At 42.5% G+C, this 21,834-nt stretch carries 23 protein-coding genes and 1 pseudogene; 9 read left to right on the plus strand and 15 right to left on the minus strand.

Features of this window, described 5'->3' with window-relative positions; genetic code table 11:
• Positions 1–314: 314 nt before the first annotated feature.
• Positions 315–974, minus strand: coding sequence for a lipoyl(octanoyl) transferase LipB (lipB, locus tag V7K42_RS13420; protein ID WP_334916884.1), 660 nt, complete (start codon positions 972–974; stop codon positions 315–317).
• 629 nt (positions 975–1,603) lie between these two features.
• Here lipB and hpf point away from each other — a divergent pair.
• Positions 1,604–2,248 (plus strand): ribosome hibernation-promoting factor, HPF/YfiA family, encoded by a 645-nt coding sequence (hpf, locus tag V7K42_RS13425; protein ID WP_334916886.1) that lies wholly within the window; start codon positions 1,604–1,606, stop codon positions 2,246–2,248.
• A gap of 47 nt (positions 2,249–2,295) precedes the next feature.
• On the opposite strand, the gene V7K42_RS13430 is transcribed toward hpf, so the two are convergent.
• Positions 2,296–2,754 carry a peroxiredoxin gene (locus V7K42_RS13430; RefSeq protein WP_094347006.1) on the minus strand — a complete coding sequence of 153 codons (459 nt, stop codon included), beginning with the start codon at positions 2,752–2,754 and terminating at the stop codon, positions 2,296–2,298.
• 118 nt (positions 2,755–2,872) lie between these two features.
• Between V7K42_RS13430 and V7K42_RS13435 the strand changes: the two genes are divergently transcribed.
• Both V7K42_RS13435 and V7K42_RS13440 read left to right on the plus strand, forming a co-directional pair.
• On the plus strand, positions 2,873–4,000 hold the full coding sequence (locus tag V7K42_RS13435; protein ID WP_334916888.1) for an acyltransferase family protein: 1,128 nt from the start codon (positions 2,873–2,875) through the stop codon (positions 3,998–4,000).
• 296 nt (positions 4,001–4,296) lie between these two features.
• On the plus strand, positions 4,297–5,001 hold the full coding sequence (locus V7K42_RS13440; protein ID WP_334916890.1) for a CAP domain-containing protein: 705 nt from the start codon (positions 4,297–4,299) through the stop codon (positions 4,999–5,001).
• Between the two features lie 208 nt (positions 5,002–5,209).
• Here V7K42_RS13440 and V7K42_RS13445 read toward each other — a convergent pair whose 3' ends face one another.
• Positions 5,210–6,139, minus strand: a complete 930-nt coding sequence (locus tag V7K42_RS13445; RefSeq protein WP_334916892.1) for a carbohydrate ABC transporter permease — start codon at positions 6,137–6,139, stop codon at positions 5,210–5,212.
• Positions 6,140–6,261: 122 nt separating this feature from the next.
• On the opposite strand from V7K42_RS13445, the gene V7K42_RS13450 reads away from it, so the two are divergent.
• Positions 6,262–6,924 carry a GIY-YIG nuclease family protein gene (locus V7K42_RS13450; RefSeq protein WP_334916894.1) on the plus strand — a complete coding sequence of 221 codons (663 nt, stop codon included), beginning with the start codon at positions 6,262–6,264 and terminating at the stop codon, positions 6,922–6,924.
• A 153-nt stretch (positions 6,925–7,077) separates the two neighbouring features.
• On the plus strand, positions 7,078–7,518 hold the full coding sequence (locus V7K42_RS13455; protein ID WP_334916896.1) for a hypothetical protein: 441 nt from the start codon (positions 7,078–7,080) through the stop codon (positions 7,516–7,518).
• Between the two features lie 13 nt (positions 7,519–7,531).
• Here V7K42_RS13455 and V7K42_RS13460 read toward each other — a convergent pair whose 3' ends face one another.
• The 6 genes and pseudogenes from V7K42_RS13460 to queA all read right to left on the minus strand — a co-directional run bounded on the left by V7K42_RS13460 (position 7,532) and on the right by queA (position 12,604).
• A complete protein-coding gene (locus V7K42_RS13460) occupies positions 7,532–8,314 on the minus strand; it encodes an ABC transporter ATP-binding protein (RefSeq protein ID WP_334916897.1) in 783 nt (260 codons plus the stop codon).
• A 31-nt stretch (positions 8,315–8,345) separates the two neighbouring features.
• On the minus strand, positions 8,346–8,474 hold the full coding sequence (locus tag V7K42_RS13465; protein ID WP_334916899.1) for a hypothetical protein: 129 nt from the start codon (positions 8,472–8,474) through the stop codon (positions 8,346–8,348).
• Positions 8,475–8,610: 136 nt separating this feature from the next.
• Entirely contained in the window at positions 8,611–9,453 is an 843-nt protein-coding gene (locus tag V7K42_RS13470; protein WP_334891405.1) for a methyltransferase domain-containing protein, read from the minus strand.
• Between the two features lie 251 nt (positions 9,454–9,704).
• Entirely contained in the window at positions 9,705–10,844 is a 1,140-nt protein-coding gene (locus V7K42_RS13475) for a tetratricopeptide repeat protein (protein WP_442938563.1), read from the minus strand.
• 230 nt (positions 10,845–11,074) lie between these two features.
• Positions 11,075–11,272 (minus strand): annotated as a pseudogene (locus V7K42_RS13480) (IS200/IS605 family transposase); the annotation flags it as partial.
• A gap of 138 nt (positions 11,273–11,410) precedes the next feature.
• A complete protein-coding gene (gene queA, locus V7K42_RS13485; protein WP_442938561.1) occupies positions 11,411–12,604 on the minus strand; it encodes a tRNA preQ1(34) S-adenosylmethionine ribosyltransferase-isomerase QueA in 1,194 nt (397 codons plus the stop codon).
• 274 nt (positions 12,605–12,878) lie between these two features.
• Between queA and V7K42_RS13490 the strand changes: the two genes are divergently transcribed.
• On the plus strand, positions 12,879–13,268 hold the full coding sequence (locus V7K42_RS13490; protein WP_012412259.1) for a hypothetical protein: 390 nt from the start codon (positions 12,879–12,881) through the stop codon (positions 13,266–13,268).
• A 63-nt stretch (positions 13,269–13,331) separates the two neighbouring features.
• Here V7K42_RS13490 and V7K42_RS13495 read toward each other — a convergent pair whose 3' ends face one another.
• The gene (locus tag V7K42_RS13495) at positions 13,332–13,844 is read right to left on the minus strand and encodes a YraN family protein (protein ID WP_442938562.1); all 513 of its coding nucleotides are present in this window, start codon (positions 13,842–13,844) and stop codon (positions 13,332–13,334) included.
• Between the two features lie 57 nt (positions 13,845–13,901).
• Here V7K42_RS13495 and V7K42_RS13500 point away from each other — a divergent pair, with 57 nt between their 5' ends.
• Entirely contained in the window at positions 13,902–14,498 is a 597-nt protein-coding gene (locus V7K42_RS13500; RefSeq protein ID WP_334891399.1) for a pentapeptide repeat-containing protein, read from the plus strand.
• A gap of 84 nt (positions 14,499–14,582) precedes the next feature.
• Here the strand turns inward: V7K42_RS13500 and V7K42_RS13505 are convergent, their stop codons facing one another.
• Positions 14,583–14,984 (minus strand): hypothetical protein, encoded by a 402-nt coding sequence (locus tag V7K42_RS13505; RefSeq protein ID WP_334916905.1) that lies wholly within the window; start codon positions 14,982–14,984, stop codon positions 14,583–14,585.
• A 185-nt stretch (positions 14,985–15,169) separates the two neighbouring features.
• Complete coding sequence (locus V7K42_RS13510; protein ID WP_334916907.1) at positions 15,170–16,924, minus strand: N-acetylmuramoyl-L-alanine amidase; 1,755 nt, start codon at positions 16,922–16,924, stop codon at positions 15,170–15,172.
• A gap of 85 nt (positions 16,925–17,009) precedes the next feature.
• On the opposite strand from V7K42_RS13510, the gene V7K42_RS13515 reads away from it, so the two are divergent.
• Positions 17,010–18,647, plus strand: coding sequence for a CTP synthase (locus tag V7K42_RS13515; RefSeq protein ID WP_334916909.1), 1,638 nt, complete (start codon positions 17,010–17,012; stop codon positions 18,645–18,647).
• Positions 18,648–18,770: 123 nt separating this feature from the next.
• Entirely contained in the window at positions 18,771–19,193 is a 423-nt protein-coding gene (locus tag V7K42_RS13520) for a hypothetical protein (protein ID WP_334916911.1), read from the plus strand.
• Positions 19,194–19,478: 285 nt separating this feature from the next.
• Here the strand turns inward: V7K42_RS13520 and V7K42_RS13525 are convergent, their stop codons facing one another.
• From V7K42_RS13525 to V7K42_RS13535, 3 genes are all read right to left on the minus strand, one after another.
• Positions 19,479–20,381 carry an ROK family protein gene (locus V7K42_RS13525; protein WP_334916913.1) on the minus strand — a complete coding sequence of 301 codons (903 nt, stop codon included), beginning with the start codon at positions 20,379–20,381 and terminating at the stop codon, positions 19,479–19,481.
• 66 nt (positions 20,382–20,447) lie between these two features.
• The gene (locus V7K42_RS13530) at positions 20,448–20,657 is read right to left on the minus strand and encodes a hypothetical protein (RefSeq protein ID WP_334833098.1); all 210 of its coding nucleotides are present in this window, start codon (positions 20,655–20,657) and stop codon (positions 20,448–20,450) included.
• Between the two features lie 75 nt (positions 20,658–20,732).
• On the minus strand, positions 20,733–21,629 hold the full coding sequence (locus tag V7K42_RS13535; protein ID WP_334891444.1) for an ABC transporter permease: 897 nt from the start codon (positions 21,627–21,629) through the stop codon (positions 20,733–20,735).
• Positions 21,630–21,834 lie beyond the last annotated feature (205 nt).

Here is a 21,834-nt window from a genome sequence, read left to right on the forward strand (position 1 = left end):
TTTTAGATTTGAAAACCGCAGTTAAATAGTTAGTTTAATACTATTAGATATAGGCTACTATTATCAGTGTCTCATAATTTAAATAGGACTGCTATAGTATTTATTAGATAATTACAAGCTGAATTTACTCAGACCGGAAAAATCCTTAAGAGGTTGAATGAACAAGTATTTGGCTGTGATTTTAGGCACTTAGAGATCCCCCCTAGCCCCCCTTAAAAAGGGGGGAACCGGAATCAAAGTCCCCCAATTTATCGGGGGATTTAGGGGGAGCTGAAATGTTTTGCTACCAACGAGAGGACTTGTTCATTCATCCTCTAAGGCTGTGATTCAACTAATTCCACTCCAAACACTTCAGCAAAGGACTGTGCTACATAAAGACGCACTTCTTGACAAGTAATACCTGGAATCCATTCGGCTAAACTACCTACAGGTTTATCAGAAATACCGCAGGGTACAATCCGCTCAAAGCCTGTCATGTCTGGACAAACATTTAATGCAAAGCCGTGCATGGTAATCCAACGGCTGACTTTAATCCCAATAGCCGCAACTTTTCGCCCTTGTAACCAAACGCCAGTAAAAGCCGGAATTCTTTCTCCCTGTAATTTATAAACTGCTAATACGCGAATAATTACTTCTTCGAGTTGGCGTAAGTACCAATGAAGGTCTTTACGATAATGTTGCAGATTTAAAATTGGATATCCCACAAGTTGACCGGGACAATGGTAAGTAACCTCGCCGCCTCGTTCAACTCGATGCACATCATATCGAGCTTTGTCAATATCAAATTTTATAAAATCTGAGTTGCTTCCTTGTCCTAGAGTGTAAACGGGTGGATGTTCTAGCAAAATTAACACGTCATCTAGACTGGGGTCATGGATGCGGTTAGTGAGGAGCGATCGCTGCCATCCATGAGCATCTAAGTAAGGCATTAATCCCTGATTATACAGTAAACAACGATTGTTGTGTGCTTTCATACTATGGATCGTGCCAAAAATCAACTGATATTAGGAACAAAATATATTGGAATTTACAGGATTGGAGCCAAAAAATGTCAAGATTTGCAAAGGATTTTAAAGGAAAGTCAAGGGAACATGCATTAGAAAATACAAAGTGCTAGTTTGAATATACAACCTCAATAGGTTTTAGGAGGAATTCTCTGCAATAAGCATCATGCCAAGACAATTAAGAACGATGCACTGGCTGATGACTCTAATAATCTTGTTTGAAATGCAAACAAGATCGACTTCTACAAATACTCGTGTTCTCCATCGACAGTGAGTAAACCTCAACCGAACACAGAAGGAGCAACTATCAACAGTTCTGTAAGCCTTGTTTTAATAGAAATGATAGTTACGGGAGCAACTACTCAAATTTCCTCACCAAATAGTTCTATGTGGAAATCCAATTGGATATCAGCGCAGAGATGAGGAGGATAATTAAGGGTATAATGAGCAAAAACTCAGATGCAGTAAGCTTAGAGATGGCTTACCAGCAGTACATAAAAACAGTTCACAATTTGTTTTGGCGGGAGTAATAGACCTTACCGCAATTTCTTTTCATACAAAGCAAATTCACACATCAAATATTCAGTGGGAGAGTTTACATGAAGCTTGTCATCCACAGCAAAAATATTGAAATCACCGATGCAATTCGGGAATATGTACATCAAAAGATTGAAAAAGCAGCTAGTCACTTTCAGAGCATCACAAATGAAGTGGATGTGCATCTTAGCGTAGCCCGTAATCCTCGAATTAGTCCTAGACAAGCGGCTGAAGTAACTATCTATGCTAATGGTAGCGTTATCCGTGCCGAAGAAAGCAGCGAAAGCCTATATGCCAGCATTGACTTAGTTGCAGATAAAATTGCTCGTCAACTGCGGAAATACAAAGAACGTCGTCAAGACCAGAAAACTCAGTCTCAACCAACAGAAGTAGTTGTTGCAGAGTCGGTAGTCACAGATTTAATTGGCGATCGCACCCCCGAACTACCTAACGAAGTCGTCCGCACCAAATATTTTTCCATGCCACCGATGACCCTTGCAGAAGCCCTAGAACAACTGCAACTTGTGGGACATGACTTTTATATGTTCCGCAACTCGGAAACTGGAGAGATTAATGTAATTTACGAACGCAACCACGGCGGTTATGGTGTCATCCATCCCCGCAATGGTAACGGTCATACTAACGGCAAGAATGGCAAGTCGAGCCACACTAATGTTGTCATGCCGGAAAAGTTGCATTCTAAATAGGGACTGGGGACTGGGAAAGAGTTTCATTATTCCCAATCCCAATTCTCTCACTTCACAAGCTGTTGCAAAGTTTTCAGTGCTTCTTCAACATGACCTTTAAAGTTAAACATTGAATCAAACACGTATTGCACAACTCCTTGTTGGTCAATGACGTAAGTAACGCGACCAGGGAATAAGCCAAAGGCTGCTGTTGCGCCATATAGCTTCCGTACTTGGTCGCCTTTGTCAGTTAACAGGGTAAAAGGTAGATTATATTTCGCAGCAAATTTTTGGTGAGATTCGCTGGAGTCAGCACTCACACCAACAACTTCAGCCCCAGCGCTTTTAAACACTTCATACTGATCGCGAAAGGCACAGGATTCAGCCGTACATCCGGGTGTGTCATCCTTGGGATAAAAATATAGGACAACAGCTTTTGTACCGCGAAAATCTTGAAGGCTAACTGTTGACCCATTTTGAGCAGGTAGAGTGAAATTAGGAGCGGTATCTCCAACTTTGACTGGCATAACAATTGGTGGTAATTAGTTAACAAAATTTTACCTTGTATCCGAGTATATAAATTTTGCTTGATTAGCTGCATCAGGCGGGGTAGCTTAGATACTCATCAAAGAAAAAATTCTCTTTATGCGCCTGACTTCACTGGATGTTTTTCGCGGCATTACCATCGCTGCTATGATTCTCGTCAATATGGCAGGAGTCGCCGATGATGTATATCCTCCCTTAGCCCACGCCGATTGGCACGGTTGCACGCCAACTGATTTGGTATTCCCCTTCTTTCTCTTCATTATTGGTGTAGCAATGACTTTCTCGCTGTCAAAATACACCGAAGACAATAAACCCACCTCAGCTATTTACTGGCGGATATTACGCCGCGCCGCCATTCTCTTTGGCTTGGGATTGCTACTAAATGGCTTTTGGAATCAAGGCATTTGGACTTTTGATTTAAGTAGCATCCGCATTATGGGAGTGTTGCAGCGCATCGGTATTACCTATCTGTTAGCTTCCTTGATAGTTCTCAACCTTCCGCGCAAAGGTCAATGGATACTTGCAGCAGTAATACTCATCGGTTACTGGCTAACGATGATGTATCTACCAGTACCCGATTATGGCGCAGGAGTTTTGACACGAGAAGGTAATTTTGGTGCTTATGTTGACCGGATGATTATTCCCAAAGGACATCTATATAAAGGTGATGGTTTCAACTTTATGGGAGATCCAGAGGGATTGTTCAGTACTATTCCCGCAATAGTAAGCGTTCTAGCTGGCTATTTTACGGGTCAATGGATACGCAGCCAACCTGTACAATCACGTATAAGTATCGGCTTAGGATTATTTGGAATTGGTTGTTTAATTATCGGTTGGGTGTGGGGGTGGACATTCCCCATCAACAAAAAGCTGTGGACAAGTTCTTATGTCGTCTTTACTAGCGGTTGGGCGTTACTTTTGCTAGCAACTTGTTATGAACTGATTGAAGTCCGGCTAAATCGTCGCTGGAGTAAACCTTTTGAAATTATGGGCTTAAATGCGATCGCACTTTTCGTTCCATCCGTTTTATTGATTAAAATCTTAGTGAAAACCACTGTTGGCACGGGTAAAGATGCTCCCAGTACTTACAATTGGATTTACCATAATTTTTTCGCATCCTGGGCGGGAGTTCTGAATGGTTCTCTGTTATTTGCCATAGTCACCGTATTGTTATGGTGGGCTGTTGGTGTTCTAATGTATCGACAACGTTGGTTTCTCAAGGTGTAAATTTGAAACCAGGCATTAGAAAATGAAGTTTTAGTTGTTCTTTACGTTTTAGTGTTATCAAGGTTACAACAGGTATCAAGTGATAGATTTGTAACTCTTTAGGAACAAAGGCAATTGTAGCTTTATCTATACTCTTAATCAACTCATTTCCGTTCTTCTTACGGAACTGATAAAAGTTCTGGTGTCTCGCTTCTTAAATTCTGAATAAAGAAGCGTGTACAGACTTATCTATGCGTTGAAAATTCTTATTTCTTCTAATTCACTAAATTAATCCATAGAAAATTGTGAGGTAATGGATGCGTCGCATAAAATTTTGGGTATTTTTGCCAGCTACCCTGATATTCGGTTGCTCAAATCAACTGTTTCAATCTAACCCATCTGTAGCAAACTCTAATCCAGCAGCAGTTGAATCAACCAGTCCAATTTTATTAGCAAAGGCGAGTTATCTTTCACCATTGGAACAACAAGTAATTGTTGAAACAAATAAGGTACGAACAAATCCCAAAGCATACCTTCCGATTATAGAAAACTATAGGAAACGCTTTGAGGGAAATCGAGTCAAAATTACTAATAATAACTACTTGCGAACTCAAGAAGGAGTTAAAGCAGTCGATGAAGCGATCGCATTTCTGAAATCTGCACGTCCTGTAGGAGCCTTGAGTGCCTCGAAAGGTATGTCTTTAGGAGCAAAAGACCATGTTAAAGACCAAGGCCCAAAAGGTGCTATAGGTCATGATGGTAGCGATGGTAGCAACCCCTTTAATCGGATCAACCGCTATGGTAGATGGGAAACAACCGCAGGCGAAAATATCAGTTATGGGCCAAACACTGCCCAAGATATCGTCATGCAATTAATTATTGATGATGGCGTGCGCGATCGCGGTCATAGAAAAAATATTTTTAACGGCGCTTTTAAAGTATCTGGCGTTGCTTATGGAACTCACAAATCATATAGAACAATTTGTGTAATTGACTATGCTGGCGGGTATAGGGAAAAATAATTTGAGATAAGCTGTTGTGTTTTTAATTTGCACATTGAGACAGCAGGGGAGCAGAGGAGCAGAGGGGCAGAGGAGAGGGTTTACAGGTTTTACCTAAAAGATTATGAGGCAACTTGTAGGCGCGACAGTTTAGCGAGTGGGGACAATCCGGTTCGGTTAATATCCCCTCGCCTTCTTTTTGCCAATAGTAACCATTTCGGGGCAGCAATTAGATGGTGATATTATCGTCCCCTTGCTGATTAATAGCTAACCGCAAAATTGATAATCCTAAAATTATCAAAAATAGCACTAGCCCAATTGTACAAGCATAGCTAATTTCCAAGTTACCAAAAGCTTGCTCATATAGATAATAAACAATTGTTTTCGAGCTACTGAGTGGGCCTCCTTGGGTCATAATGTATACTTCTTCAAAAACTTTGGTCGCAGAAATAGCTGAAATTACTGCTACTAATGCTAAATATGGCTTCATCAAAGGTATGGTAATATCCCAATGTTTGCTAATACCATCAGATCCATCAATGGCTGCCGCTTCATACACATCAGCAGGAATTGATTGCAAACCCGCTAAATAAATCACCATGTAGTAACCTAGTCCCTTCCACACCGTAACAGCCATCACGCTGGCAAGAGAAATTGGTACAATCCCAAAAATTTTCATTGGGCTAGTTAGCCAAGGAATACCTTCAGGAAAAAGCCCCAAAGCTTTTAATAACTGATTGAGTAATCCGTTTTCTGCATACAGCCATTTCCAAGCTATTCCCGCAACCACCATTGAAATTACCACTGGGGTGTAATAAGCTGCCCTAAACCAATTCATCCCCCGCAGTTTCTGATTTACCAAAATTGCCAGCACTAAGGGAGCAATTACTAAAATTGGGACTACACCGACAAGATATAAAAAAGTGTTTTCTAAAGTTTTCCAAAAAACTGTATCCTTCCAAAGTTTAAGAAAGTTGGCGAAACCTATCCATTGCGGCGGCTGGGCGATATCTTCATAGCTAGTAAAGCTGAGGTAAAAGGCTTGCAGCGCAGGCAAAAAGACTGTTAACCCTAAAAGAATCAAGGCGGGTAGTAAAAATAGATAAGGGGTAAGGCGCTGTTTGATGAATATCCAATTTTTTGGTGTCAATTGATTCATATAAGGTCTAATAGTTGTTTTCGCTTTGTCAGCAAGAATTTGGGTATGTGAGTAGATTTAAGCTTCAATATTCTAAAGGCATATATTTGCAATCTGCTGTCATAACTCAAAGATTAACTCCGATGGAAACTCAGAACAACCCGCCCATTGAACATCAAAATGTCCCCATAAACCACCGTGGGCTACATGAATTTTTGTATAGTTCCGACGACGAACACACCGCCATTGAGGTGAGTATAACCCCTGAATTGGCAAACAATGGTACTGAAATTATTGACCTTGAAGCTTGGAGTGCATCTGCTCAAAACGCTAAAATTGCAGGTGTTTACACAGTATTGGACGTAGAACGCCGTGTGCAGTACATTGGCTATTCTCGGAATGTGTTGCTTTCCCTAAATAGTCATGTCACCCAAAATAGTCAGCAAAAGTGCGCTTTTGTGCGCGTGCAAGCATTCAAGTTCCCCAAGCGTCAAGATATGGAAGATTTGCGAGATGCGTGGATAGCTGAACTCGAAACCACACCACCTGGTAATGCAACTGATGGTGAAATGTGGGCTAGCACGGTAGGTGAAGCTGCAAAGGCGGTAATGTCGGAGGCGGAACGTCAAGCTTATGAAGAGAAAAAGCTAAAGCTGCGGAAAGCAATGGCTGACACAAGCCTCTCTAAAGATTTAGAAACAATAGATGCGAGTATAGCCGAACGTCAGAGTCAACTTGAAGCTGCTGTGACAAATGATGATTGGAGTGTAATTATCGACGCACAGACACAGGAAACTAAGTCTTAAGTGTCAATTTAATTAGTTGTATAAGAATCCGATTTGATTTTTGAAAAGATACGTAGGGTGTATTAGCGACAGCATAGCGCACCAAACCCTGGATAATGGTGCGTTACGAATTCGTTCTAACGCACTCTACAATACTTAGACTTCCTTATCAATATGTCACAATCGAAACCCAATAAATACTCTCCAAAGTTAACGGAGGTCACTCTTAATATCAGTAAATTAAAGTGTAATTATTATCTATGGAAAATATCTGAAACTAAAGAATTAGCAGGTTTAATTATATTTAGTGGTAAGTACTTGTACGGTTCTGCTGGCAGTGATGATGCACTTTTTATTAAATGGAGGATTAATGAGTTTTGTGAGCTAAATTTTCCACATCAAATCAGTGGATTAGTTGTTGATTTTAGAAGCTTAGATTATCAATGGGGTGATGACCTTGATGTTTATCCTCAAAAACTAAGAAGATTGGGACAACCAGTTAGAATAGTCGTTAATACAGAAAGGTATGAAGCATTTAAAGGCGTATTAGATGAGCAAGAATTATATACTGATATAGAAGTTGCTTTTGCTCAAGTAGAAGCATTAAAATCATAATAATGGTTAAAAACTATGCTGATACAGCAGAAATTGCACAAACTTGTAAACCCACAGGTGTCTGAATAATCACGGATTCTACACCAAATACTTGAGCGATCGCACTTGGTGTCAGAACTTCTCCAGGTTTACCAACTTCCCAAAGATGACCTTGTTTTAATAAAGCAATGCGAGAACTATATCGTGCCGCTAGATTCAGTTCGTGGAGAACTGTAACAATAGTTAATTCCTGCTGTTGATTCAGATTTTTCAGTAGTTCTAATAGTTGTAATTGGTAGTTTATATCTAAAAAAGTTGTAGGTTCATCTAATAGTAAAACTTTTGGTTCTTGCGCTAATGCTAAAGCTAAAAAAGCGCGTTGTCTCTCACCACCGGAGAGTTCTTCAACTAAGCGATCGCTCAATTTTTCCAGTTGCGTCTTTTTAATTGCAGCCTCCACTTTAACCCAATCTTGGGCGTTTAATTCCCATTGCCACCAAGATTGATGTGGAGTGCGTCCTAAACTTACTAATTGTCGCACTGTTAAGCCGACGGGAACCGTTTGTTGTTGTGGTAAGAATGCTAGTTTTTGTGCAACTAGATTTGGGGGTTGAGAGTGAATTGCTTTGCCATCAAGTAGCACTGTTCCCTGCTGTGGGGAGAGAATACGACTCAGCAATTTGAGTAAAGTAGATTTACCTGAACCATTAGCACCAACTAAACTCAACCATTCTCCTGTTTGCAGAGTGAGGTTAATGTCTTGAACAATTGGGACTGTGGTGTAACCGCCTGTGAGGTTTTGCAGTTCGAGTGGCATTTGCTGAAATTTAACAAGAAGAAACTTAATTTTATAAGGTTTCTCCGATATCTGCATTAGAATTTACAAGCTTGGCGATCGCTAAACTCTCCCATCGTATAGCAAGGGACTGGGGACTGGGGACTGGGTGAAAAGTCTTTTTGTGTCTAAGTTTCATCATTTGTTCATGTCCTTACCACCAAGGCTTGTACTATACTTGCTGCGATCGCTCCAAATCCCCTATAAAGTACATGATGCATCACTAGGAACATCTACTTTAATGCTCCTAGATTACATCTTTTTCCTGAAGTCGAATTCTACTTATTGCCGCACAATAAGCCAAACCGAATTAACCCACGCTGATAACCGCGACGCATTAATCCCAGTGATAGTGCCCCTTGGATGGTAGTCCAACCAGCATTTAGTAAGCCCCAAAGCGCTTGGGGAGTGAATGCCGAATCAATCACCACATTCCAAAAGGGGGCGACAGCAGTTGACCAATCAGCAGTGCGAATATTATTTAATGGTAGTTGATGTGCGATCGCTTCATACTCTGGCAAAGAAATCACATAAGGCAAACAATACACCCGATAAATATCCTGCAAGTCTTTTTCTTCATCCGCCGTTAGTGGCGATCGATCAATTGGTCGATGACACCAAGTCACCATAATTAACTTGCCACCAGGCTTCAATACTCGATAGCACTCCTGAAGAAACTTCTTCTTATCTGGCATGTGTTCGCCACTTTCCAGCGACCAAACTAAGTCAAAAGAATCATCAGCAAAGGGCATTGCTTGAGCATTTGCAACTTGGAACTGTGTTCTCAGACTCAAATTAGCCTCCAACGCGCGTTCTGTGGCTCTGGTGGCTTGCACAGGACTCAATGTAATCCCTGTAGCTTTAGCATTAAACTTTTGTGCGAGGTATAAAGAACTGCCGCCAATGCCACAACCCACATCTAGGATATTTTCGGCTGCTTGTACCCCTGCCCAATTGAGCAATTCTTCGATTAAATCAATTTGAGCCTGACGGCGGTCTTTTTTCTGCGTACCATCAGCGCCGTAATAGCCGTGGTGCATGTGTTCGCCCCATATCTGTTCCCACAGACTAGACGAAGCATCGTAAAATTGCTGAATTTGCTGGTAAAGTGTTGCACTCATGAAAAAAGCAGTGTTAAGACAAAGCCGAATTGAAAAAAAACATATAGATAGGCTACCAAAGATATCAATCGTTTGCCGATTTAAAAAAGCTAGGAGTTAGGAGTTATTAACTATGCCATGTGCAACTTTTACTCAAACCTAACCCCAACGCTTGAGATAATGGGGAGAATTCAAAGCCTCTCTACAGCAAGTAAAAAGGTTTGGAGAAAGGTCACAATATCAAGTTGCACATCGTGTTAACTCTGAGTTTTTTATTGTCCTGGACTTGTTGAAGTAGGCTGTGCTTCAACTGAGACAGGGACATTGCTAGGGTTAGCTGGAGTTTCTGGTTGATTTGGCGTTTGTGGCTCAGGTGTTTGTACTACATTACTTGTTTGATCTGGAGTCGGAGAGGGAGTAGCTGTTTGACTTGCTTGAGGTTGCTGTTGCCCACTTTTCTGAGCAATTTGCTGCATTAGTTGTTCTATTTTCTCAGCTTGCTCAATGTTCCCTTGCTCGCGATACTCGTTATGGGCGCGTTTCAATACTCCATTAGCTTTCTTGATGTCACCTTGATTATATAAAGTAACCCCCAAATTATAATAAGCTGAGGCGTTTTTAGGATTTAGGCGAATAGCTTGCCGATAAACAGAAATAGCCTCAGAAGCTTGACCTTGAATTGCTAGCAAATTTGCCATATTGTTATAGGCTGTGGCATTTTGAGGATCTAGCTGCAAGGCTTGGCGATAAGTGGCGATCGCAAGCTCTGTTTGACCTTGTTGTTGTAAAGCGATCGCTAAGTTAAAGTAGGTGTTGGCATTGCTGCTATCTAAATTAATCGCTTGCTGATATGTTGCGATCGCTTCCGGTAGCTGTCCTTGTTCATACAGCACCAAACCCAGATTATACAGCGCTGCTACTCTTGTAGGATCTATCAAAAGACTCTGCCGATAAGCCGTAATCGCTGCTTCTTTTTGTCCTTGTCGGTGCAACACTAACCCTAAGTTGTAATAAGCTTCGCTCGAATTGGGGTTAACTTTAATCGCCTCTGTATATTCTTGTAAAGCTATATCCAGGCGATTTTGCTCCATGAATATATTACCCAGATAATTCCGCGCTGCCCCAATGCTAGGATCTCGCTGCAACGCTTGACGAAAAGCATATTCCGCACCCTGTAAATCTTTGCGGTTATAGCGCGTGACTCCCTGCTGGAAAAAGCTAGCTGCTTCAAGATCCTGAGAAATTGCAGTTTCTGCTAGCAATTTACTTACTGGAAAATTAGTAATTGTCGGTGCAGCTAAAACCAAAAACGCAGATAAGGCAAACAGAAGTGTGAACAGGGGCTTTTTCTGAACGGAGTTTTGGTGAAATAACCAGTGTAACCATTGATGAGTTTGATTTTCTTTAGACAAGAGTGACATGGATGTACTTATGCTCATATCTTTATAAGTCAGAATACCCACCACCGCATGAAAAATTACAAATCAAAAAATTAATAATTCCTCATTCCGGGAGCTTCAAACTTTTGTAAAAGTGCCCCTGTCCTTGTTAAGTTGCTCTGTATACCTTTAATTAGTGTAATTTTCTACAAGCTTTATAATCTGCTAATAAACAAGTTTAAATCAACTGCTCTTTTACTTTCTTGAAACAATAAATGTACACGATCTGACTCACCACTAAACTCTACAAGTTTGCAATCCCATTTAACTAATAAGTCTTCAAGGATAACGTGCAGTCGCTCCAGCATCCTACCCGTGATAGCTTGGCGACGGTATTTTGTTGTCAATACAAGATGAGCTTTAAGGTCACTGACTGAACGACCAATTGACAACAAAATCATTTAAGCCGCAAGGTAGAAAGGCTGTTGTCAATGAAACCGGAAGCCCACACTTCTCCTGACGGAGTAAATGTGGGTAGTTCACAAAAAGCACAAATTATGGCATTAAACGGATTAAAACTTCAGCGAACCTTATTATCCTCACGCCTGACTGAGGACTGTAATGGCTTCCGGCAAAATTAGCATAGCATCACCAAAGGAATAGAAACGATACTCGGAAGCGATCGCTTCGTTGTATATATTTAATAACCGTTGTCTGCCAATTAGCGCACTTACCAACATCAGCAAACTGGAACGCGGTAGGTGAAAATTGGTAATTAAAGCATCCACCACCCGCCATTGGTAGCCTGGATAAATAAACAAGTCTGTTTTACCGCAAAATGGTTGTAAATTCCCAGATTGAGCCGCCCCTTCCAAAGCTCGGACTGCTGTTGTTCCCACAGCAATAATCCGACCGCCAGCTGCTTTAGTCGCTCGGATTTGCTCTACTGTGGTTGCAGGGACTTCAATCCATTCTTCATGCATCTGGTGGGTAGTTACATCCTCCACTTCTACAGGACGAAAAGTGCCGACACCAACGTGTAGCGTCACAAAAGCTTGATTGATTTTGCGATCGCGCAACTTTTGTAATAATTCTGGGGTAAAGTGTAATCCTGCTGTCGGAGCTGCGATCGCTCCTGGCTGTTTAGCATAAACTGTCTGATACTGCTCATCAGCAGCCGACGAGGTAGTGATGTATGGTGGTAGCGGTACTTCACCAAATACGTCTAACAGTTGCACTAAAGGCTTTCCCTCTGGCACATCAAATTGCAATAAACGTCCGCCAGTTGCTGCGTCTGTTTCTAAAACCGTAGCGGTAAGTTTGGGACTGGAGACTAGGGAAGAATCTTCCAAATCCGTATCTCCCCTAATCCCCAGAGGGGGCCCCGATTTCCCCAATCCTCTTGCTTCAAAAACAATCTTCGTTCCCTGTTTGAAGCTTTTTCCTGGCTTAACTAAAGCCAACCAACAGTTATACTGTCGTTCTTCCAATAGCAATACCTGGATTTTCGCACCAGTAGATTTATGACCATAAAGCCGTGCTGGAATAACTCTTGTATTGTTCATAACTAACAAATCACCAGAGCAAAGCAGTGCAGGCAAATCATGGAAAATGTGGTGAGATGGTTCTATTTCAGTGCCTGTAGTAGGAGAATTAACCACCAGTAACCGGGAACTATCTCTAGGAACTGCTGGGTTTTGGGCAATGAGTTCTGGAGGTAGTTTGTAGTCATAGCCTGCTACCGAGCAATCTAATTCAAAATCTTTTTTTTGTGGGCTAGAGGTATCTTTCAAATTGGCTGGTACTAGTTTTTGTTTTATCTTAGTATTTATACTCTCTTAAAAAAGCAGGTTTGAGTTTTCTCTTCTATTGGAACTTTAAGGCATCTTTGCCCAATTTTGTCGCCAGGCTATAAGATTGTTACTATTAAGTAACACGGAAAAATTAACATAAAAATTGGGTAAACCTCCCCATCTAAAAACGGGGGCTTTTACCCTACCGGGAACAGGCACTGATTGACGAATATAGATATGTAGGATTGGCTTTGATCCCAAGCACCAACTAAACATGGAATACTTGTATTATCTGGCAAATGCCAGTCTAACCCTGAGGGTCGTTCAACACCTGCACGCTAGACCCCAGACACCAGTTTCGTTCGTCACCGTAATTCATCAAATTGATGGCTGGGTGGTTAGGATCAAACTCAAAGGTCAAGTTTCGCCCCAAGAAGATGGCGACTTTCGCGCTTTTCTAAATGAATTAGGAATTAGCTACGAGCCACCAATGAGGGTGCAAATGGCACTTTGGAGTTTAGAAGCGGGACAATGCCCTGTAGACGTGATGCGTCGCTATCAGGTAGCGATCGTTTCTCATGGTAGTCCAGAGAGAGACGAAATCGAAGCTTTCCGACAACAGTTTGTCCGGGGCTTAGGCTACTGTCCTGAAACTTTGGCGTAATGACATGTTGTTGTAACGCCATTAAAAGATTATTGGTAATCAAGATATTTTATCCATTACCAATTAACCATTATCAATCAAAGAGTCGAAAGCTGCGGGAATATATTCTTGCAGCTTGAACTTGTATCCGGCGGCTGATGAAGTTGCTAGAGCTTCCTGAGTTGCTGCAACTCCAGTCAGATTTTTTGATATCCTTTGACAGTAGACAATAGCAACATCAAATCGGCAATAATAATCTGCCTTCTCAGGGTACTGGGCTAAGAATATTCCAGCCGTCTGCGAGATTTTTACTTGCTTTTGTGGGGTGATAGCGCTTCTTCCCCCTGCATCCCAACTCCCGGAACTGCGGGTTTTGACTTCAACAAATGCCAGTAATGAGTGCTGAGTGCTGGTAACGGTAGCGGGGTATTTAGCCCGTGAGAAATTCTCCCCCCGCTCCTCTGCTTCGCTGATTATTGGATCATATTGGGCAATAATATCGATTTCTCCCCAACGGCTAGAAAAGCGGCGATGGAGAATTATCCAACCAGTAGATTGCAACCATTGGGCTGCTAGGTCTTCTCCTAAATTGACCAATATCTGGATAATGAGATGGAGGAAGGTTAGCCATTGACAAAAAATATTATGAATTCTATGAATTCTAGGTTAAGCGATGCCTGCGGCGGGCTACGCCTACGCACAGAGGGTTCTACACTCGATTCATCCCGAAGACAATTCGGGTTGAAGTGTAAAACAAACTATCACTTTTGGGCAAATATACTCAGCTTATTCCTGTGGGGAATAGTTGGCATCACCGCAACGCTCGGTTTTGCTCCAACGGTTTTGGCACTCGAATATAATAAGGAAATTTTGGTTGAGGCTGATTTCTCAGGACGTGATTTAACAGATTCCAGCTTTACCAAAGCTAATCTTCGCCAGAGTAACTTCAGCCACGCTAATTTGAACGGTGTCAGTTTTTTTGCAGCAAATTTGGAATCTGCGAATTTGGAGGGTTCTGATTTAAGAAATGCGACTTTAGACTCGGCTCGTTTAGTGAGAGCAAATTTAACAAATGCACTTTTAGAAGGTGCGTTTGCCGCTAACGCCAGATTTGATAGTGCAATCATTGATGGGGCAGATTTTACCGATACTCTACTGCGTCCCGATGAGCAAAAAAAATTGTGCAAACTTGCCAAAGGGACTAATCCAATCACAGGACGAGATACGCGTGACACGCTGTTTTGTCCTTAGTATTTTCTACTAGGAATTGGGCTTTAAAAAGAGGCAGAGGGGAAAATTCCTCTCTCTTGCTTCTTCCCGATTCCCCATTTACAACTACCAACCACGAGCCCCAATCTTTTGACAAACAATTTTCATTCCTTTGCCTGGTGAAGAATTTGCGACAAAAGGTATTTCTCCTTTCTGCTTATCCTCTTGAAGTAGCTGTCCCTTTGAACCGTAAATCGCAATGTGATTCAGAAAAAGCCGCGATTCTGTACATGATGCATCGAAGGTAGTCTCAAAGATGCCATCTCCGTACATTCCGTAAAGCTTGTATGTCGTGCCCTTAATGGTTTCTGTGTCTAGAGCTATACTGTTGCCTAATTTATCATGCCCCACAGTGATATATCTTTGTCCATCTTGGGCGATCGCTGAAAGTGTTGGCGCAGCAATGGCACTACCATTACTTAATAAAATAGCGATCGCTCCCACCATCCCGCCGATTTTAAAATACATCCGCTTTCAAAATATAAGATTTCATATATTTCTACCCGCAATTAAAGCGGTTCTGGCAGCGTAGAAGCACTGAAATCAAGATATAGCAAACTCTGGTGTTAAGTAATGACGCATTCACTCGATTGATACAGTAGCAATGCTTTTGACGACGAGCGGCTTCGTCAAGTCTAGTTGTACCTGCAAATTTATTTAACACTCTTAAACCACTCTGTAATTCCCTGAGCGATGGCATTTGCCGTTTTCTTTTGTACTTCTGGGTTGACTATCTGCTCAAATTCATCGGGATTGCTCATAAAACCCAATTCCAGTAACACCGAAGGCGCAGCTGCTGGGCGTGTCAGTGCCAGATTATCCCAAAACACACCATAAGAAGGTCTACCAAGTTTTTTGACTACATAGTTTTGTAAAAACATTGCCAGGTTGTGGGCTTGGGGTTGATACCAAAAAGCGCCGAATCCCTTGATTTTTTCGGCATCGCCATCATCGGGTAGGGAATTATGGTGTATGGAAATCGCGATCGCAGGTTCTTCTTTACTAATAATTGCCTGACGTTCGGCGAGGGAAAGTTCGCGATCCTCTTCCCGTGTCATCACTACCGTTGCTCCTCGCTTCACCAAATCGTCGCGCAACAACTTAGATACCACCAAATTCACATCTTTTTCTAAATATCCAGTTGGGCCACTGGCACCAGTTTCTTTACCGCCATGCCCTGGATCGAGTACAATCTTGAAATTAGCTAAAGGCTTGCGTCTTGTGTTCCCAATTTTAGGCGGATGACGCAAAGCCAAAACCAGGGTTGTACCGTCATATCTTAGCTTATATCCCCACTGTTGAGCTTTTTTGAGGTTAAAGGTGTATTTTACTCGTTCTGGAGCTTCCTGTTGCCAATCTAGGCGAGAAATTAGGGGGTCATCATCCAGACGAATAATGTCCGTTTGGGCAGTTGTATTGTAAAGAGTGAGAGCGATCGCTTGCTCACTTTGTTGCACGCTCACAGGTATGGGAACTTGTAAGGGGAAGACTATCTCTGTGGCACCAGGGAGTTGACGGTATCCGACACTGCGAATTATTGTCTGTGGCGGAATTGCATTAGGAAGAATGCGAGTTTCCTGACTATTAATCCAAGCACCATAGTCTAGGCGTAACCATTCACCTTCTCTACCTGTTACTGTTGCGCGTGTGCCTTTAGGCAGTGGTGTAAGTCGAGAATAATCGGTGCTTGGGCCAGTGCGAGCAACGCCTGACTCTACTGTAACCTCAGAAACTGGCAACTCTGCTCTTGAAAGGATTTGAATTTTACCAGATCCTGTTTGAGCGATGGTTTTGCCATTCAGCGTTAGTTGAAATTGAGGTTTTCCCAGATCGGCAGCTGTTGCCACTGTGGTGCAACCTTTATAATCGCCTACGCTAGACTGGGCATGAGGCTGATTTTGCCCTGTTAAAGCTGCCAAATTATTTGGTAGTTGTGCCTGTTGAGGTTGAGGTGAAAGAGCAATGGTTTGATTAGCCAGGGTTACAGAGACATTAGCGTTAGGGGGTGCGATCGCGCTAAAACAAATTGGTTCTCCCGGTAATCTGGCAATGTCAACTGCGGGAGTCAAAGAATCTTTCGCAAAGGCTACCCCCTGTGGTAGTTCCGGGTTAGTGTTCAGCCGAATCACCTTAATCTTAAGTTCTTGATTTTGGCGACGCACAGTAAAAAGATTCTCTCCCAACTGCAAGGGGAAACTAGGGGAAAAATGACCGGCTTTGCTGCGAGTAATTGGCTTACTATTGATCAAAACCTGACCATCTGGTGGTGCAGTTCCCAAAAAAAAGATTTTTTCGGAACTCGTCTGGTAGTTTGTTTCGGGAAAAATGACTACAAGAGATGGCTCTGCCAACGCTATGGAGGATGCGAGAATACAGCTTAATATTACTAATCCTAAAAGTTTTTTCACGACAAAATCACCGAAGATTACACCACAACAACTGTGGCACAATGACGGGATGTATTTTTAGAAGTTATGAGAAATTCAAACTACTATGACTAAGTTTATTTTCGTAACTGGAGGCGTAGTTTCCAGTATTGGTAAGGGCATTGTAGCAGCAAGTCTAGGACGTTTGCTCAAGTCGCGCAAATATTCGGTGTCGATTCTCAAACTCGACCCTTATATTAATATCGATCCTGGCACAATGAGTCCCTTTCAACATGGAGAAGTATTCGTTACCCAAGATGGTGCAGAGACAGATTTGGACTTGGGGCATTACGAACGCTTTACCGATACCTCAATGTCGCGCTTGAATTGTGTGACTACTGGCTCAATTTACCAAGCAGTCATCAATAAAGAGCGGCGCGGAGACTATAATGGCGGCACTGTACAGGTTATTCCTCATATTACCAATGAAATAAAAGAGCGAATTCTGCGAGTTGCTAAAAGTACAAACCCATCTGTAGTAATTACAGAAATTGGCGGTACGGTGGGAGATATTGAATCACTGCCGTTTTTGGAATCGATTCGCCAGTTCCGTAAAGAGGTGGGACGGCAGAATGTACTCTATATGCACGTAACGTTGGTACCGTGGATTGCTTCTGCGGGTGAAATGAAAACTAAGCCAACACAGCATTCAGTTAAAGAACTGAGATCCATTGGTATTCAACCAGATATTTTAGTTTGTCGGAGCGATCGCCCCTTACCCAAGGGATTAAAGCAGAAATTATCGGGATTTTGCGATGTCCCCGAAGAATGCGTCATCACCTCCCAAGATGCCAAAAGTATCTATGAAGTACCCCTGAATCTAGAACGGGAAGGAATGGCAGAACAAGTGCTGAATCTGCTGCAAATGGAGCAACGCAAACCAGATTTGACGCAGTGGCAAACCTTGGTAAAACGGTTACATACTCCCAAGCACGAACTAGAAATTGCCATTGTCGGCAAATATGTGCAGTTAAGTGATGCTTATTTATCTGTAGTGGAAGCACTAAACCATGCTGCAATCTCCACTTATGGCAAACTGCGTCTGCGTTGGGTGAACTCAGAAGATTTAGAAAATGAATCAGCCGAAACTCATCTTGAGGGTGTCGATGGCATCGTTGTACCAGGGGGTTTTGGTGTTCGGGGGGTGGATGGCAAAATTGCCGCCATTAAATACGCACGCGATCGCCAAATTCCCTTTTTAGGTTTATGCCTGGGTATGCAATGTTCTGTGATTGAATGGGCAAGGCACGTAGGGGGATTAACAGGTGCTAACAGTGCTGAATTTGACCCCCATACAACCGATCCAGTAATTAATTTATTGCCAGGACAGCAGGAAGTTGTCGATTTAGGGGGTACAATGCGCTTGGGGCTATATCCTTGTCGTGTTCTCCCTGATACCTTAGCTTTCAAGCTTTATCAAGAAGATGTAATTTATGAACGACATCGACATCGCTATGAGTTTAACAATGCTTACCGCGATCTGTTATTAAAGTCTGGCTATGTAATAAGTGGTACTTCTCCTGATGGACAGTTAGTTGAAATTGTGGAATTACCCAAGCATCCATTCTTTCTTGCTTGCCAATTTCATCCAGAATTTCAATCGCGTCCTAGTACCCCCCATCCTTTATTTAAAGGGTTTATTCAAGTAGCGATCGCTCTTTCTTTGTCAACATCTGGTACACCAATACCATTGGAGGTGTCATAACGATTCCTAATTCAAAAAAATTACTTTGATTTTGAATTGGTACACGGCAACATTAACTTAAAACTTCGGTAGATTTGGACATACAGGGTGCATCATTCGTAAATTTTGACTTGAGGAGATGTTGTGGCGTACTGGGTGAAAATCCTTTACGAGAGGAGAGAATATGTAGTGAATTTTGAACGTGTCCATGCTTTTTGTTATGAACTGAATGGCAGAGTTACTTTTTGGCTACCTGATAGTGCCATTCCCATAGTAATTAACCCCCAAAGTAATCTGGAAGACTATCAAAAAATTCTCAATTATTTAGGATGTGTGACGAGGTTAGAATTAGACCATGCCCACTGGGTGAAAATCCTTTACGATAAAAATGAATATGTCATTAATCTCAATTGCATCAGTTCCTTTTGTCATGAACCAAATGGCAGGATAACTTTCTGGTTGCCAGATGGGACTATCCCCATCATTATTAACCCTGTGAGTAATCCTGAATCTTATGAAAAAGTCGTGAAATATGTTCACAAAGCAACAGGATATTTTTTGTCTTAGGATTAACTAATTCATAATTCGTAATGACGCTCTCTACGAGAGGCTGCGCGGACTCGCTACCGCTACGCTCTAAGCGAAGCTATGCCGCAGGCTTTACGGAATTCGTAATTCATTAGAAAAATTAGGCATTAATCAATAATTAATTCAGGGTAAGTAAGTTGGCGCGAAAAAACTAAAGTATGTTATAAAACAGAAACAGGCTCAAAGCCCTTACTAGTAACCAATGACAGCCTTAGCCAGTTAGCTTTAATTGCGCCGACTACTTACAAAATTTTGAACCATAATCTAAAACTCTGAATAGCATTGCCATGCCAACTTTGCTGCACCCACAATGCCTGCAAAATTGCCTAATTCGGCTGGCAGAATTTGTAAACCCGCTCGTGATAAGGGCTGCACCCGCTTCTCAATTTCTGCCTTCACTGCGGGTAAGAAAAACTCAAAACTGCCACTTATACCGCCACCAATCACGATCGCTTGCGGTGTGAGTACATAAATCAAACTCGTCAAACCAATTCCTAGATTTTTACCATACTCTTGCCAAAAAGTCAATGCTGCGGCATCTCCTTGTTGGGCGAGAACACCCAATTCGATGGGTTCCTTAAGAGTGCGGCGGCGGATGGCAGTAACACAGGCATGTTGTTCTAAAGAGCCTTGATTGCCGCTATTACAAATTGGCCCATCAGGATCTAATGAAATTAAACCTAATTCCCCAGCGGCTCCCTGATGTCCAACAAATAGTTTGCCATTGAGGATAATTGCGCCACCAACCCCAGTTCCTAAAGTTAGCAGAATCAGATTTTGAAAGTGGCGACCGGCTCCCAGCCAAGCTTCTCCCAAAAGAGCGCAATTGGCATCGTTAGCGATCGCAGTCGGTTTGCCAGTTTTAGCTTCTAACCAGTCTGCTAAAGGAACATCGAGCCATCCAGGTAAGTTAATGGCGATTTTGGCAATGCGTCCTGCTGCATCGGAGGGACCAGGAGTCCCAACGCCAATAGCAACAGCTTGATTATCTGGATCAATTTGCGCGATCGCATGTACCAGCACCGCCAGCACAGCCTCCGGCGTTGTCGGTTGGGGAGCTGCCACAGTCATAGATTGCACACAAGTACCATCGGCTGTAAACCGCCCCAGCTTAATTGCTGTTCCCCCTACATCAATGCCAATTACTTGAATTTTGTCATTTGTCATTTGTCATTTGTCATTGGGCATTGGTGAACAGCTATTCCCTATTCCCTATTCTCCAGTTCATTTTTTTCATCCCCGATCTGTTCGTGCAGCATCTCCCCCTGGAAGAAGACGCGAAGCTTTCAACTCCGATTTCTGCAAATTAGCGAAATTCGTGGTGCGAAAACTCGATTGCTCATGCCAAGCTGTAATCGGCGCACCTCTTAAAATGCCAGCAAGGGCAACAGAAAGGATAAATCCGCCAGTAGCAGCGGCAATTAATGTCAGGTTATCTTTCACCCAAATCTCTCCAGTTATCAATTACTAGTTATCAATGATTAGTCCGTTGACTAATAAGTGTCCACTATTTACTAACTATTTTCGGATTCCATTTTCTCTCCGCAATCGGGGATTGACAAATTCGTTTAACCCTTCACCAAGTAGTGATAACCCTACCACCATGAATGTCATGGTTAAACCAGGGAAAAGCGTAGTCCACCAAATGCCAGTAGGTAGAGCTTCTAAGGCTTGTTTTAAATCATGTCCCCATTCTGGCACTTCTTCGGGAAGTCCTAGCCCCAAAAAGCCCAAACCGCCCAACACCAAAATTGCATCAGCAGCGTTGAGTGTGAATAAGACGGGTACGCTTTGAATGACGTTGAAAAATAGATAACGAGAAAGCACAACCCAAGTGGAAGCGCCCATTGCTTGAGCCGCTTCGATAAACACTTCCGTTTTGACGCTAACGGTGTGGTTGCGAACAACGCGGTAATATTGGGGGATGTAGGCAATGCTAATAGCGATCGCTGCATTTAATATCCCCCGCCCCACCACAAAGGCTAGTGTCACAGAAAGTAGTAATCCCGGTAGAGTGTAGATGCTATCCATCATAAACAGCAACACTTTATCCAATTTTCCGCCGAGATAACCACTCAGCATCCCCAGAGGCACACCGATAATCATACTCAGCGCCGTTGCCAAAATCACCACCTGCAAGGCAGCTTGAGCGCCGAACAATGTCCGGGAGAACACATCATAACCCAAGCGACTAGTGCCAAACCAATGTTTAGCTGAGGGTGGCTCGTGAATTGGATTAGAGAGAAAATCTTTCGGGTTTAGCAGCCATCCCCAAGCCTGGAATAGGGGAGCGAAGAATGCCAGAAAAATGAAAAATAGGGTAATGGCTAACCCGATGAGCATGAGTTTTTGGGAAAGATTGGAACTTTTGCCAAACTGTAAAAATGTCGGTAGTCGCCGTTTTGTAATGGCCATAAAGCGATCGCCTGGATCAAAGCTTGATACGCTGACCATTTTACATATCAGATAGGCGATTGAGTAAACATCCTGGATAAAAGTCCGACTGCTTCGAGGTGAATACAGAGCTAGTACCGCTTGGCGGAAGTAAGCAGACCATTAAAACCTACAAAAATTCGGCGGACTGCAAGGCTTAAAAATGGTATGTGTATTTCCGCCGTGC

The sequence above is a fragment of the Nostoc sp. genome (assembly GCF_036917455.1).
Classification (GTDB): domain Bacteria; phylum Cyanobacteriota; class Cyanobacteriia; order Cyanobacteriales; family Nostocaceae; genus Nostoc.